The sequence below is a fragment of the Paraburkholderia metrosideri genome, from assembly GCF_904848625.1.
GTDB lineage: Bacteria > Pseudomonadota > Gammaproteobacteria > Burkholderiales > Burkholderiaceae > Paraburkholderia > Paraburkholderia metrosideri.
In genome coordinates this window covers 164,100-179,249 of the sequence record NZ_CAJHCP010000002.1, presented here as the reverse complement: position 1 = coordinate 179,249, position 15,150 = coordinate 164,100, and the positions used below count along the sequence as shown (strand labels likewise).

The window sequence follows — 15,150 nt, the reverse complement described above, 5'->3', positions numbered from 1 at the left end:
TTGGCGACCTCACCCGATCGGCCATGATCTGTCGTTCGTCCTAGCTGGCTGAATGACTCCAGTCTGTTCATCAGCAGTCACGTTGCAGTCGCACCTATGCCCTCCCAAGCGCATTTAAAATGTGCCCGACAACTGCGTCATCATCTAGATAGCCCGAGATTCCGTGATGATTATCGGTGTGGTTCTGAACTTGCGCGTTGTTCTCGATGACGCGCCCCACAGGAAAGTTTTCGGGGTTCAAGGGATACATGGCCACTGCATCATGCGGATCGAAAGCGTTGTACCATGTTTCCACCGGATCCGGAAACGCTATCGGACGAAATAGATCGCGAACAGGGCGGACGGCCAGCGGAGAACCCAGCGTAACCAGCAATGGCACGGACAAGGTACGCTGGTCAGTCGACAGAACACTGTATGCCACGACAGTTCCTAATGAGTGACTCACAATAACCGTTGGTTGGCTGCTCAAGGCTGCCCGCACGGTCTTGTCTACTGCATCTCGAACCCCTGGACGTGTGACATAGAGAAACACGTCTCGCATAAACCGCTCCAAATACAATTGACTGCAGCCGGGCACGTTCTTGTCTATTGCACGCAACATAGCCAGCACCCATTCGTCGTTTTGTAGTCCCCGATGCTCAGGCCGTCCGCGATACTCTGCGTCTATCTGTGCATCTGTAATCTTCGCCTTCCGGCGTATCGCGTCGGCAAACTCAATTTGAAACTCGAGGAAATCGCCGGACGTTTGTTCCCCTCGAGGCTGGAGTTGGGATGTCAAAGGAACATCGGCCCCAGATGCGAGATCGTAGAGGATATCTCCGTAGTAGGGAAACGTGACGTCTATTCCTTTTGGGAGATTTTTTCCAAGAGCTTTTGCCCCCCGGTTGAGGGCTGTCAACCACTCATTCTTTATTTGCATCGCCGTTCGACCTTGCTGCCCGCGACCGTGAATAAAAAGTAGGTGGTTTGGTGAATCGATCTCTGACGAAAAAGCTCTCGCAGGCGAATACTTTGTTGCGGCGTATAAGCTGAATCCTCGCAGTACGTCCCGTCGATTCATGTTGTTGTCCTTCGATGATCATTTCGGAATGTCGACACTTCTGATCATGACCTGTGTCGCAAACTCCATGGCCACTACTGCACTTCTCCCTTTCGCAGCATTGCTTCTGCGATCTCCATTGCCTGCATGTCGAGCGTTGTCCAAAGAGAAGGTTTCAGAGAGTTTCGGAATGCCAGAACCCGCTCAGATAGTTTGACATTCGCCACGCGGAGCAAATTCCAGCCTTGCGCAAGCATCGGCACGAACGGAAACACCCCTGTTCGGTTTTTCGCTTCGCGTTTGCGCATGGATCCCGAAAGCACTGCAATGTCAAAAAGATCGATGCCCAAGCGTTTTTGTAGACCGATAGCGATGGCTTCCACCTCCGGTTGCAAGCCCGCATTGGCGTAGGCATACGCACTATACATCCCGAGCGTTGGCTCAAGGTCTCTGAGAAACTGTTCAACTAAATATTTATTCTCGTCCTTAAGCCATGGCTCCTCAGAATGCTGTTCTGCTACCCTGAAAACTCCGAACCGAGCAGAGGTCGCCAAGGCTGCGTGCATGCGCGCGGTACGCTTCGCATTAGTTGCGTAATCACCCCACAGCGGGTTCTTTATTGTCGGCACGTAACTCACACTCGTAAGCCCACTGCCATCAAAAACCAAGTTGCCAACGTATCCGTCTAGGGCAGCGATTACAGCCCCCGATCCGTTCGAAAAGCGCAGTGCGATACTTGCCGCGCGTGCTCCCCGCAAATCGATCCACACGTGAGTTTCATCCTGCGCGGTTGCCGCGACTGCCGGGCCTGAAACGACGTATTTGATGGTCATGCCTGATATAACAAACCCACTAAGCGCATCGACAGAATCGGAAAGCGCACTGGCGTTCAGTATCAGTGTTTCAACCCTCGCAAACCCCGTCGCTTGCGCTGCTAAATTAAGGGTCGCTGTATCTAGATGTTTGTCGGGCACCCCTATACCTCGTACGCCGGCAAGTTGCAACTGTGATTGGGCGACGTCAAACAGTGTGGCGACGATTGGACGAAAGTCCCCTTTTTGCTCCACCTCTTGCCCGACTCTTCCTGTGATCAACTTTCCAGCGGAGCCAATGTATGTTCTGTCGCCCGAAGTCACCTGAGCATCAGGACTCTGCCGAAGCAATAGGGATTTCTTTTGCAACCTTCGCGGAACCTCTTTCTCTAAATATTCTTCAAGGTGCTGGTTTGTCACCACTCTCTTTGTATCTATCGATACCACCATATTAGCGGTCGGATGTCGATACGCATCGAGAAACGTTGCCGTATAAATTCCGGTATAAGCAGTTATGCTTTTCGATACAGGGACCTCCCAAGCTGGCTCACCAACGTGTGTCGCAAAGAACTGATCCACCTTCGACGGCCTCTGGGACAGTAGCTGGGGGATTGGAAAGATTACGCTACCTCTGACTTGTTGCGCGCGAAGGCTATCTGCTGTCGACCGACACGCGTCAGAGATAAAGATCACATTGAAAATGCCGGTTTGCAAAGCCAGCCTCGTAGTCTCTACTAGGCTGACCGCTTCATTAGGGTTCTTTGGAGCCTCTGACAGCAGCCAATATTCGCTATAGGCGCTAGTAAATCCGTGCCCTGCAAAATAAACGACCAACTGCCTGCAATTGTCCTTTGAAAGGACTTCATCAACGGCGCCATACACGCTCCTGATCGTCACGGGCTTCTCACTGTCGACAAGTAGCTTGACGTCAAAACCCTCGGCTCGAAGCCAATGAGCGATGTCGCTTCCGTTTTGGCAAGCCGCGTTCAGGGGCGGAAGATCACCGGCTCGATCCACGCCGATCACGATAGCAGATCGAGACCCGTTCGCGGCTTGAGAAGAAGGTCTCCGAGCGGCTAATACGCTGGGAGCACCTAGCGCGACTTCCAAGAACGTACGTCGATCCATGTTCGCGGCCTCTTTTGGCAATCTGCACGATTGGCACCGATAGGCTGGCCACGTCGGCAGTAAACTTGCGCGTTGTGACCAGTCTCGACCACGACACAGAGCCCGACGGATGTTTCTAACGTGGCATAGACGCACTATAGTCTGTGAGCGTGCGAAAATGCCAAGATCGCTGCCTTCCTCCAAATCAATTGTGAAGCGGGCAGCTGAGATCTTGGTCTCATCGCTTTCTTTAAATCGTTCGTGTTGTGCGTAGATTTGCCGCAGCGCTTAGCCCAAAACGCCCGCCGCCGCCGTCGAGCGCATAAACGACGTTCTTACGATTGGTACAAGCGTCGGCCGTCTGAGGTCTATAGCTGACTGCGCTCCTTAAATAGGGCGGCAACATTTGGATGTCCTTCAAGCGACTGCTCCCGCAGCCATCGCGGACCATTCGCGAGCGCAGACCTAAGGTCCGCTCAGGGTCCGAGTTGCGTCTGTCCGCTCTTCAAGCTTATCGCCAGAAAGCGGCCAGTGGGATTTGGCTGCCCGGAAGCGGGCGGTCGCCAGTGTGTACTTACGACTCTCGAAGGTCGCTCGATCCAACATATCGTCAACGGCGGCTTCCCCAGCCCGACGGCCATCCGCGAGGCCGCGGAGGCCGCCATGATCTCGGCCGAAGCTACTACTCGCTTGCGTTTGGGGCCTTGGTCTTGTCGATTTTTCGAGCGTAGGGTTGGATTTTGCGAGCGCGAAGCTTGATTTGCGTAAACGGCGTCCTACCCTTTTGGGAGTTCCTTAAGCGAGGATGTTTTAACGCGAACTCTGAGATCGCTGGGAAGGAGGGCAAAAATGGGATCTCGAAAGCTTTCCTCTCGTCCTTTCGCCCGCACCGTTGCGATGGCTGCAGAAATCCTTCTGGTTGCCCCGATGGCGCAAGCGCAATGCGTGGAGACGCCCAAAGCCTGCATCAATACCAACAGCAGTGGGGAATGGCATTGCGTCGCAAACAATGAGAATTGTCCCAGCGGGTGGAAAACCGATCCGGGGCACTCGAATTGTAGAGGCGCGCGCCGAGGTTGTGGCGGACGCGACCCGACTTCCTACCCACCCTTCAAACAACCCAAACCATATGAAAAATGCTCCCTCGAGAGCGGCCCGGACGATTGGCATAGAGCGCATCCGGAATATTTGATGGCTTCGACGGCTGATTAAACCGTTCCAAAAAATAATTCAATGTTTGCATATTGCAGGTTACCGCTAAATTTGGAGGTCGTCCGGACGTATTGCACGATTGCGCAAGAGGGTGTTCATGCGCGCAATTGTCCGATTGAGAAGGACTGTCCGGCGGTTCCCTTCATGCAGATCAACTGGTTTTTCGATACGCGCTACGATCCAGGCGGCATCCGATGGCTACAGATCCATGCGAATAATTGGACGGACAGGCCCAAAGCCGCAGTTTATGGCCATGCCGCCGCCGTATAGTAAGTGCAGTCCTCTTTTCTGGACTGCCGCGTGGCTGGTCGGGGAAACTAACGGCAGCGGCCACGGGATACCCCGGGACTGTGGGATAGTCTTGAGACCCCGGGCAAGGTGGCGAAGTTAGCGCCTTGAGACGAACGGCTGACGGGCGACGCTGGCTCCGGGGTGCATCGAAAAGATGCTCACGAGTTGGGTCTGAAGGCTCCCAGCAGGATGGGGGCTGGGCTCAACTCCACCAGGATGCAACTCGAAAAACAGAGCATGCATCTTGAGCGTTGATCTCCAACCTAAGCTCGTGAGACAAGAGCGGATTATCCGTGGAAAAACACAGGTAAGCGGCACGGTTTTCCGCTCCCCCATCCGTTGTCTCATCTCACTCAACCTTTACGAACGTTCACCGATTTGCTGTCGAATCACCGAAATAGTACCTACCTTGGCTTAGGGCCGGTAGAGGCTTACGCGGCATCCCATCGGCACGTGATGGCCGTCCGCCCGACATCGGAACACATTATTTCCGGGATAGCTCTTACGCGTTGTCAGTGAATGCTGGCCACGGATTAACTGACCTATCACGAGACGCTGACTATCAGCGACGGCATTCTCACCGAGTTCTTGCTGGACCGGGAAGGCCAACCTGCCGCCGAGGCACAACTGCGAGGAACTGCAAACCTCGGCGCCACCTTGCCCCGAGTATGATTGTCGGAAGGGAAACCGACATTCGTAACCCGAACCTCTGGCCTGCGGCCATTTGCAGAGCGCACCGGTCCTTTAGAATTCGCAAGGTCTGCCGATAACGTAGAGGAATCCGGCAATCCTCCAATTACGCAGATCGGACCCGCTGCGCATGTCACGCCATACCGATCCTCAAGTAAAAAACGGCCACAAAGCGAGAGAGAATTGAAAGTCGACACCGCGTGGGTTGAACCTCCGTACTCCATTGGCGGATTGGATCACCTCGGCGCACAGGCGCCGTGCGTCCTTATTTACGGCCAGCTATTGCCGGGTATCACGAATGTCACTGATCGGGCCCGCTATTACTCCTTCTATCCGTGGGTCATATGGTCGCTCGCTCAACGCTTTCCGGGTGACGAGGACGAGACATCGTTCGTCGACCATTTTCGGCGGGCCGATTGCCTGTTCACGCTGATCGCCGAACACCACGCGCAATGCACCGACAAGATCAGCGAGCGTCACGGCGCAGCGATGGTCGGTCGACAGAAACTGGTCAGCGCGGTGCAACGGGTGCTCGACGGCGAGACACTGAAGCTCGTCAGGTTCACCGCCAACGATTCCGAAGACCGGTACTTCATGAATCGCATGGGTGGCCTTTCGCAATATTACGCGGGGACGCTCGCCGACTTGCGCGTGCTGGACGGTGGCAGAAAACCGTGGTTTCGATTCACCAAGGAGGTCGGGAAGCCAATTGCCGAAGCCTTCGATGCTTCGGTGCCGGCAGACCTTTTCTGGAACATCCTCGAGCGCGGTGAAGTCGCTGACGCCGGCCTTCGGCAGCTGCATGCGTTTTGCCCGTGTCACCTTCGAAAAGCGGGATCGAGCGAGCGCGAGCAGCTCACCGACATCTATTTCGACCGGCAGCGTGAGTACGGCGAAGAAGGCACTCAGCGCAAGCGTTCGCTGGCGCTGATTCAGCGTCTCATTGACAATCTTCCGGCCGGTATCGAGTTTTCGGAATACGTATTCCGCGCCGCCGTGTATGGCAACGCGCTGCCTGGCGTGACGGGTTGGAATATCCCGGCCGATCTGGCGTCCACGCGTGAGAACTGGGCAGTCTACGTCCGCAACGACCTGCTATCGGTTGCGATGCAGACGATCTTCGCGCTTGCCTTGAGCAAGTTGTCACCGCAGACCGCGGGAGAGCGCTACGTGTGCGACACGGTGGAGGCTTTCGCGAAGGCATTCGAGGAATCGGACCACGTGGCCAGCTTCGTTGCCGACACGGACTGTGCGACGTTTGGAGCATGGCTCACAAACATCGAATCGGTATTGCCAGCGCTCGGCGAGTGGTCCGCTGACGGTCACGAGATGCCGCTGGGTCAAACCATGGTGTCTTCCTGGGGGCGCGCAAGCGACGCCGCGTTGCTTGCGTCGGCCATGCAGGTACTCGCGATCCTCGCCATTCGCGACGATTTGACTCGCGCGCCCTATGAGGGGCTCGCGATCACGCCACAAGCGCTACAGGATTACCCCATCAATCTCTACACGTTCCGGCGCAAAGCCGCGGCGTGGCGCGAGATGCCACTAGGCAACGTGGTCTACGACGTCGTTGCGTGGTGCATGAATACGCATTTGCGCGTGTCGTTGCGCAAACTTCATCGCACGAGTTCGGCGACGTTTCGCTTCCGCACTTCCGAGCGAGGGTTGCAACTGACGGATGGAAACATACCGGCGCCATCCAATACCACGCCGCGCTTTCGTCAGGCGTTCCAGATTTTGATGGACATAGGAGCAGTCGTGCGCGATGACGAAAAACAGACGTCGTTGAGCGCGGAAGGCAAGCAGTTGATGGAGGCCGTCAGTGCCTGATTCGATTTCCCTTTTGAATGTCATCAAGGAAGGCGGCTTCGATGCATCGCTGATTACCACGTTCAACGCGAGTCTCCCCTTCTACGAAGAGGTCGTGCTGCGTCGTCTGGTGGCGGCAGGCTGCCAGCAGAACATCGTCTTGATGGATCACGCGCAATGCAGTTTGAGCTGGCAATCCGAGGCGACCCGTCCGAGGCTTGCAGGCACGGCGTACTCGCTCGTGCCGGTGAGCGTGCCCGGGGCGTTCCATCCGAAGGTCTGCATTCTGGCCGGCAAAAAGAAGGCGGCGGTTCTCGTCGGCAGCCACAATCTGACGCTTTCGGGCTTTGGTTACAACCGGGAGATCACGAACTGGGTACACGTTTCCGACCGTAAGGATGGGGAAGGCACCGCATTGCTGGACTCGGTGTGGCAGATGGTGCGCGAATGGATCGAACTCGCACGCAAGCAGGTGCCGCCCTCCCTGATCGCAGCGGCGCTTTCCTTCTCCAAAAGCGTAATGCCATTGTCGTCGCCGGGCGCGGACACGACGACCGTCGCGTTACATCAACGCCCGGGAGGAGCGTCGCTCATCGAGCAGATCGCGGCGCGCGTGAAAGGCGAAGTTCGCAGGATCGGGGTGACCGGCGCGTTCTTCGATAGCGACCTTGCTTTTGTCGCGCATCTGCACGGACGCTGGCCGCAGGCCGACGTGGTCGTTGCAATCGATCCGGAAACCGTACATTTGCCAAGCATGCGTGAGATGCAGGCGCGTTTTGTGGACGCTAGGCTTCTCTGGACGAATGCCGCCAATCGCAGCGACAAATACCTGCACGCGAAGGCCCTTTACATCGAGCAGACGCATGGCGACGGGAACGCACTCATCTCCGGAAGCGCCAACCCCAGCCGCCCCGCTTGGATGGGCAATAAAAACAGCGCGAATGTCGAAGCCGTGGTGATGCGCATGGGCCCCCACGCGCAGGCCGCGTCAGAGGCGCTGGGTTTGTGCGGCATGTTCGCGCTGCCAGCGCTTTCGGCCAGCGCGCTCGAGGCCACAGCTGCACGAAGTCTCGCCGAAATACGCGCGACCGATGAATCCGACGAGGGATTCTGGATAGGTGTGGCGGCAAGCCCCAACGAATTGCGGATCGCGACGCCAGGCCCGGCCATCGAGCTTGGCAGTGCCAGTCTGTTAAGCGACAGTCTGGACGTAATTGAAGCGAATATCGCCGTCACTCGGATGGGAGACGTTCTGAGTGTTCCCGTGTCGGTCGACATGAAGCGGGTCCGCGCCTGCGACTTGTTCCTAGGTAGCCGGCGCGTGGCAAGGGCTATGATCGCGCACCCGCATTTGCTGACGGCGGCGACGCAATCGTCGCATCGTCAGGTTCGCGATGCGCTCGGTGCATTGGACCCGTCCGGTGAGACTATTTCGGAGATGCTCCAGGCGGTCGAAGATGCGATCTTCGACCAGGCCGCCGAGGAAGAAGTGCAGAACGAAGTGCGATCACGGCGTGGATCGGCGCAAGCCGGCACAGCGAGTGGCGGCCGGCCCGACACATTCGAAATCAGCGTCAGCGAGCTTCGTCACGCGAGGAAACGTCGCCGTCTAGTCGAATCCGCCGATATCGTCACGCTGATCGACCTGCTGACCCGCAAAATCGGCGAGGAGCTACAGGCGCAGCCGACCGTGCCTGTGGACAGATCAGGCCGAACCGAGGAAGAACAGGTCAATCAGGACGACGACCCGGAGCAATCCGACGACACGCCATACTTTGACGCTCAGGTTCAGGGCCTCCGGGATGCCGAGCTCGCACGGCGGGTCGCCAGAAAAGTGACGAACCTCATCAATCGGCTGCTCCTCAAGCTAACGAAGGCCGACCAACCCGACACCAAGGCACGGGCGCTCGTTCAACTCATCGCCGTACTTTCGCTCGTTAAAGAGCTGGTGCGTATCGAGCGCCTGCCCCGTTGGCGAATGGCGCGCGAGTTCCTCGTTCCCGAGGCAGATCGCCGTCGCTTGCTGGACGAATCTATGCGGTGTTTGTTCAATTCCAGAACGCGGCTCATCGACACGCTGACGGACGACACCCACGCAGAAACCGAGGAAGCGATTCAGCTCCGTGTGTTGCTGTTGTGGCTGGCATGGAGTATCGGCGACAAGGTTCCGGAATCGTCAGTCGACGCGTTCGACCCGAACGGTCAGAACGAACAGGTGCGCGCAAAGGCGATGTTCCTCGCCCTCGCGCCCCCTGTTGTCGGCGACGACGCTGCGAGCGACCAACTCAAGCGCTACACCGCGGCGACGCTTCGGCCTAATCCTTTGGACGCCGCGCGCGCGGACAGATGGATTCGGCTCATTAACGAGTTCGGCCGGTTCTGGAGCAGGGATTTGTCCGACGCGCCGCGAATCGAGGTAGGCGGTTGTTGCATCGTGGGAGACGGCAGCTATCCTCGCGTCGTCGCTGAGGTCCACGGTGAACTGGTCGGTTTTTGGGACTTCGGGTCCGTCCGGTCCTTTAAACAAGACTTCGTGATGGCGGTCCAGCCGGAAGCTGTGTCCTGACAGTCCGCCGTAGTATCGGTCATCGTCCTCAAAACGCCGCGACCTTCCGATACAGGAATCGAGCAACAACAGTTTGATCTCATTGAGTTTGAGTTCAGACGCGAAATGCCCAGTGTCAAGAACATACAACTTCGCATCCGACGAATCGCGCAGAAAGCCTCATTCTTTCGCTTCCGCTTTTGACAGCAAAAAAACATGCAGCCTACGCTATACAAATTTATGCCGTGCGGTTCGGACGACCAGATCGAGCGGCTAAAACGCATCTTGAATGGACATGTCTACTTCTCGTCGCCGGCACACTTCAACGACCCGTTTGAGATGACTTCGCTGCGAGCCCCACGAACCGTCGCAGGCTTCGATTCTGCTCTCCGCGATGCCGGGATAACAAATCTATTGACATCGACTTCTAGCAAGCGAGCGATTTACCGGGATTACCTCCGCCGAATGCAGGCTTTGGCGCCCAGGGCGCTTGAGCGCAGATGGGTTGACTCTCTGGGCGTCCTCTGCCTGACGACGGAGAAAGCAGACGTCCTGATGTGGGCACATTACGCGGATAGTCACCGAGGAATCTGCGTTGGATTTGACTCTGGAGCCACGCCTTTCAACACAGCTCGTGCCGTTGTATATTCCCAGCAGCGCGCTGTCATATCGCAAGATGCTGAGAGTGACGACGACCAGATCATTGACCTCGCGCTCCTGACCAAGTCGTTGCACTGGAGCTATGAACACGAGTGGCGAGCCATCAGGCGTCCAGTCTCCGATGATGAGAAGACGTACTACAAACAGCTGTTGACGGAGAGTCCTGACGCACTTAATGACATCGCTGATGTGTTAGCGTCTGAAGGAGGACCGGGGCATTATGAGTTCGAGCCGTCAGCAATACGAGTGGTGTGCCTCGGAGCGCAAATGCCAGACGACCGAAGGAACGACGTAACTGAGATCGTTCGTCAACGCCTACCAAACGTGCGGATCGAGCATATGGAACTGGATCAACGATACTTCCAGTTGAACTCAAGCCGCGAGTTCCGAAAACGATGAGCGGGATCCCGCTCGCTCATGTACTGGCAATCCTGATTAGAGTGGATACTAGCCCAGCTCCCGGGCGCCGCCTCTGGCGTGCCTGCTGTAGCGGCTGGATGACCAGTTTTATATCCGCCCGCATGCAGAACGCGCAGCCTACGATGCAGCGCATGTGCAGATCCATCACGGTTGCCAGGTGCGACCACGCCCGACGCTTTCTCGCATACGTACCTGCGCGGGTACGCAGCCAACCGAATCTACCGGTCCCGCATGCTGATAGTCATTCGTCTGCATCAAGCTCCGTAGGTCGGCCGAATCCGCTTCTGGCTGCCGTTGGTGCTGCCAATCGCGCATTCGGTGTGGCGACCATCCAAATGAGACTCGGCTCGCTCATTAGGTCATCTGGGACAGTAGCTTATCGAGCGTGATCGGATAGTCACGAATGCGAGCGCCCGTCGCGTTGTAGATTGCATTTGCGATTGCCGCACCAACTCCACAGAGGCCCAGTTCGCCGACGCCCTTTGCTTTCATGGGTGAAGAAGTCGGGTCTGTCTCATCAAGAAATACAACCTCTTGGTAAGGAATGTCGGCATGAACCGGTACCTCATAGCCAGCTAGATCGTGGTTTACGAAGAAGCCATATCGCTTATCGACCACTAAATCTTCCATCAGCGCAGCACCCACCCCCATTGTCATTGCACCGATGACCTGACTACGAGCCGACTTCGGATTGAGAATGCGTCCCGCCGCACACACAGCCAACATGCGTCGTACTCGAATTTCAAGCGTTGCAGCGTCGACGCCTACCTCTACGAAGTGCGCGCCAAACGTGGATTGCTGATAGCGCTTCGAGAGATCACCATATTCCATCGTGTCTTCAGCGACGAGATCGCCTGACGCTGCGGCGTCAGCAATGGCGACGCGCCGACCGTTTGCACGCACGTAGCCGTCGGCGAACACAGCATCGGTGCCTGACATGTTTAGTCTTTTGGCCACTGCTTCACGAAGCATCGCACAAGCAGCGTAGACACCTGCTGTCGAGCTGTTTGCTCCCCACTGCCCGCCTGAACCAGACGAGACTGGAAATGTTGAATCACCCAATCTAACGACGACCCTCTCGAGCGGCACACCCATCATTTCGGCAGCGGTTTGCGCGATGATTGTGTAGCTCCCGGTGCCGATGTCTGTCATATCCGTCTCGACAGTGACTTTTCCCCGCCGGTCCAAATGCACACGCGCACCCGACTTCATCGCGATATTGTTACGAAACGCGGCGGCAGTCCCAACTCCGATCAACCACCGGCCATCGCGCGTCTTCCCGGGCACCGGATTGCGCTGGCTCCAGCCGAATCGCTCTGCACCTACCCGAAAACATTCGACCAGTTGGCGTTGCGAAAACGGCCGACTCGGGTCTTCTGGGTCAACCTGTGTGTCATTGATTGAGCGGAACCGGATCGGATCCATATTCAACTCTTCGGCAATTTCGTCGACTGCGACTTCAAGGGCCATTAATCCTGGCGCTTCGCCCGGCGCGCGCATGGCATTGCCCTCGGGCAGATGCAGCGTTGCCAAACGCATTGCAGTCATCCGGTTTGGTCCCGCGTAGAGCAATCGAGTCTGGCCGACAGCGGTCTCGGGGTTGCCATGTGGCTGATCTCCAGACCAGCTTTCGTGTCCGATTGCCGTGATCTTCCCGTCCTTCGTCGCGCCGATCCGAATGCGCTGGATCGTTGCAGGGCGGTGCGTAGTGTTGTTGAACATAAGTGGCCGTGTCAGCGCAACCTTCACCGGCCGCCCTGCGGCTCGCGCGCCAAGCGCTGCGAGAATCGCGTCCGAACGCACGAACAGTTTGCCGCCGAACCCTCCCCCAATGAACGGCGAGATTAAACGCACCTTTTCACGCGGCATCTTAAGCGTCTTTGCGACGTCCCCTGCTCCCCACGCGACCATCTGGTTTGAAGTCCAGAGGGTCAATCTGTCGCCGTTCCACGCAGCAATTGACGCATGCGGCTCCATCATAGCGTGACCCTGATCTGGCGTCGTATAGGTGGCGTCGAGCCGGACGGGCGCGGCGGCCAACGCACCGTCAAAGTCGCCTATGGATGTTGCAGGCTCCCCCCAGTAGCCGCTACCTGCTATCGGTGCGGAATCCTTGGCTACAGCTAGGTCAAAGTCACCATCGTCGCTTATGACATATCGAACTTCAATTTTCTGCGCAGCGTCGCGTGCCTGCTCGAACGTCTCGGCGACGACGACAGCGACTGCCTGATGGTAGTGATCGACATCAGGCCCGGCCAGCAACTTCACGGTGTTGAAGTCGCCCTTATCCAGCGGTCCGGCGTTTTCCGCAGTAACAACCGCGAGTACGCCCGACGACGATTTCACCGCACGAAGATCTAGCGACGCGATGCGGCCTTTAGCAATCGCGGCGCCAACTATAAAGCCGTACGCAGGATGGCGCATACTGTCGTGCCATTCATACGCATAGGTCGCCGTGCCTGTGACCTTATGACGCCCGTCGATGCGATCGGTGGCGCGGCCAATGTGCGTGAGCTGATCTATCGGATTTGTTCCGGCGGGCGTATCAAACTTCATAAATCAGCTCCTTGCTTCGTTCATCACAGCGTCGAGTGTGCGCTCGACGAGTTTTAGCTTGTAGGCATTGTCGCGAGTCGGCTTTGCGCCGGACAAAAGATGCGATGCAACGACCCCTGCTCCGTGCGGCATTTGTGCCTCAGCGGCTTCCACTCGCCAAGGTTTGGGAGCGATACCGCCCAGTGCGACGCGTCCAGTCCCGTCCTTCTGCACGATCGCTGCGACCGAAACCAAAGCGAAGGCATATGAAGCGCGGTCACGCACCTTGTGATAGAGCTGCGTCCCACCTACAGGCTTCGGCAACGTGACGCCGGTAATGAGCTCGCCTGGACGAAGCGCGTTCTCCAGCTGAGGTGTGCTCTCCGGCAAGCGGTGAAAGTCAGCGATCGGAATAACACGCACCGAGCCATCGTCGCTCACCGTCGCGACGGTCGCATCGAGTGCGCGCATCGCCACTGCCATGTCGCTGGAATGCGTCGCGATGCAAGCGTCACTGCCACCAATTACAGCAAGGGACCGGCTCGCGCCGCCGATCGCAGAGCAACCGCTGCCCGACGCACGCTTATTGCAAGGCATATTCGTGTCATAAAAGTATGGGCATCGTGTGCGCTGGAGCAGATTGCCGGCAGTTGTCGCTTTGTTGCGCAACTGCCCCGACGCGCCCGCGAGCAATGCGCGCGACAGCAGCGGATAGCTTTGACGCACACGCGAATCGGCCGCCAGATCGGTATTGCGAACCAATGCACCAATATGCAAACCGCCGTCTGGCGTCGTTTCGATACGGTCGAATGCCAGGCCGTTAATGTCGATGAGATGAACCGGCGTTTCAATCTGCAGCTTCATCAGATCAAGCAGATTTGTTCCGCCAGCGATGAACCTGGCGCCGGGTTGGCGGGCCGCCGCCGCCGCGGCGGCAGGCGTGTGCGCGCGCTCGTAGGTAAACGGCTTCATAGCTGACCTCCTGCGACTTCCGCCATTGCTTCCGCTATGTTGGAATACGCGCCGCAGCGGCAGATGTTGCCGCTCATGCGCTCGCGCATTTCCATGTTCGTCGCACGCGGCGCAACGACCAGATCCGCGCTGACATGGCTCGGGATGCCAGCCTTTATCTCATCTAGCACGGCTACGGCCGAGCAGATTTGCCCAGGCGTACAGTAGCCGCACTGAAAGCCGTCATGCTTGATGAATGCTGCCTGCATCGGATGCAGCGTCGTCGGGGTACCGAGACCTTCAATTGTTGTTACGTGGTTCCCGTCATGCATTACCGCAAGGGACAGACAGGAGTTAATCCGCCGCCCGTCGACGATGACGGTGCAGGCACCGCATTGTCCGTGGTCGCAGCCTTTCTTGGTGCCGGTTAAATGCAGATGCTCGCGCAGTGCGTCAAGCAAAGTTGTACGCGTGTCGAGAGAAAGTTGATGTTGTTGGCCGTTGATGAACAGCGAAACGCTTGTGGCAACGCCGTCCGTTTCACTACGCTGCTCTCGTGCCGCCCCTGCGCCAGTAGTCACCGTCATAATCCCCACCGATGCCGCGCTAGAGCCGGCCATTTTGAGAAGAGTTCGTCGACTGATCCGAAAGCCGCCGTTTTCCTCAGCAGCTTCGTCATCGACTGGTTTCGTGTTGCCCGCCTTATCGGCCATGAGTTCCCCTTTGAAGCTGAGCGTGCGGAACACATACTATAAAGCCGTAATAAGCGATGATTAGTGAGATAGATGCATAGGTCTGGTGAATTGAGCGAGTCAATTACACCGGCGCAACTAGCACGGGTGCAACACTTATCCGTAAGACCCGGCTTGCGCAACGCTATGGCGTGTCCTTCGACGGTTCGAGACACCCTTACTACCGGCTTCCCCTGCTATCTGGAGGCTCGGCCGGCGTCGGACAGTTAGCGACAGGCCGCCACGGATGTTCGGATTTACTCTCCGCGTATGTCTCGCGAACAAAACCGCCTGGCGCTCAATGCAGGTGGCCGACACTTCTCAACTTGCTGAGGACGCGCCATGGGA

At 57.3% G+C, this 15,150-nt stretch carries 8 protein-coding genes; 3 read left to right on the top strand and 5 right to left on the bottom strand.

Features of this window, described 5'->3' with window-relative positions:
• Nucleotides 1-94 precede the first annotated feature (94 nt).
• Entirely contained in the window at nucleotides 95-1,060 is a 966-nt protein-coding gene (locus tag LMG28727_RS03760) for a hypothetical protein (RefSeq protein ID WP_201640974.1), read from the bottom strand.
• Between the two features lie 74 nt (nucleotides 1,061-1,134).
• Nucleotides 1,135-2,877 carry a caspase family protein gene (locus LMG28727_RS03755; protein ID WP_201640973.1) on the bottom strand — a complete coding sequence of 581 codons (1,743 nt, stop codon included), beginning with the start codon at nucleotides 2,875-2,877 and terminating at the stop codon, nucleotides 1,135-1,137.
• A 2,457-nt stretch (nucleotides 2,878-5,334) separates the two neighbouring features.
• Here LMG28727_RS03755 and LMG28727_RS03750 point away from each other — a divergent pair.
• The 3 genes from LMG28727_RS03750 (at nucleotide 5,335) to LMG28727_RS34730 (ending at nucleotide 10,564) form a co-directional block, all read left to right on the top strand.
• On the top strand, nucleotides 5,335-6,981 hold the full coding sequence (locus tag LMG28727_RS03750; protein ID WP_201640972.1) for a hypothetical protein: 1,647 nt from the start codon (nucleotides 5,335-5,337) through the stop codon (nucleotides 6,979-6,981).
• On the top strand, nucleotides 6,974-9,526 hold the full coding sequence (locus tag LMG28727_RS03745; protein WP_201640971.1) for a phospholipase D-like domain-containing protein: 2,553 nt from the start codon (nucleotides 6,974-6,976) through the stop codon (nucleotides 9,524-9,526). Before LMG28727_RS03750 ends, LMG28727_RS03745 begins: the two co-directional genes overlap by 8 nt.
• Nucleotides 9,527-9,721: 195 nt before the next feature.
• Nucleotides 9,722-10,564, top strand: a complete 843-nt coding sequence (locus LMG28727_RS34730) for a DUF2971 domain-containing protein (protein WP_201640970.1) — start codon at nucleotides 9,722-9,724, stop codon at nucleotides 10,562-10,564.
• A 375-nt stretch (nucleotides 10,565-10,939) separates the two neighbouring features.
• Here the strand turns inward: LMG28727_RS34730 and paoC are convergent, their stop codons facing one another.
• From paoC to paoA, 3 genes are read right to left on the bottom strand one after another with little or no spacing between them, the layout of a single operon-like run.
• Entirely contained in the window at nucleotides 10,940-13,141 is a 2,202-nt protein-coding gene (gene paoC / locus LMG28727_RS03735) for an aldehyde oxidoreductase molybdenum-binding subunit PaoC (protein ID WP_201640969.1), read from the bottom strand.
• Nucleotides 13,142-13,144: 3 nt separating this feature from the next.
• A complete protein-coding gene (locus tag LMG28727_RS03730) occupies nucleotides 13,145-14,092 on the bottom strand; it encodes an FAD binding domain-containing protein (protein ID WP_201640968.1) in 948 nt (315 codons plus the stop codon).
• Nucleotides 14,089-14,784, bottom strand: coding sequence for an aldehyde dehydrogenase iron-sulfur subunit PaoA (gene paoA / locus LMG28727_RS03725; RefSeq protein ID WP_201640967.1), 696 nt, complete (start codon nucleotides 14,782-14,784; stop codon nucleotides 14,089-14,091). The genes LMG28727_RS03730 and paoA overlap by 4 nt, the downstream gene beginning before the upstream one ends.
• Between the last annotated feature and the right edge of the window lie 366 nt (nucleotides 14,785-15,150).

What these genes read in the sequence shown, in the direction of transcription:
- paoA (WP_201640967.1), bottom strand. Translation starts at nt 14,784, where the DNA reads ATGGCCGATAAGGCGGGCAACACGAAACCAGTCGATGACGAAGCTGCT.
- LMG28727_RS03730 (WP_201640968.1), bottom strand. Translation starts at nt 14,092, where the DNA reads ATGAAGCCGTTTACCTACGAGCGCGCGCACACGCCTGCCGCCGCGGCG.
- paoC (WP_201640969.1), bottom strand. Translation starts at nt 13,141, where the DNA reads ATGAAGTTTGATACGCCCGCCGGAACAAATCCGATAGATCAGCTCACG.
- LMG28727_RS03760 (WP_201640974.1), bottom strand. Translation starts at nt 1,060, where the DNA reads ATGAATCGACGGGACGTACTGCGAGGATTCAGCTTATACGCCGCAACA.
- LMG28727_RS34730 (WP_201640970.1), top strand. Translation starts at nt 9,722, where the DNA reads ATGCAGCCTACGCTATACAAATTTATGCCGTGCGGTTCGGACGACCAG.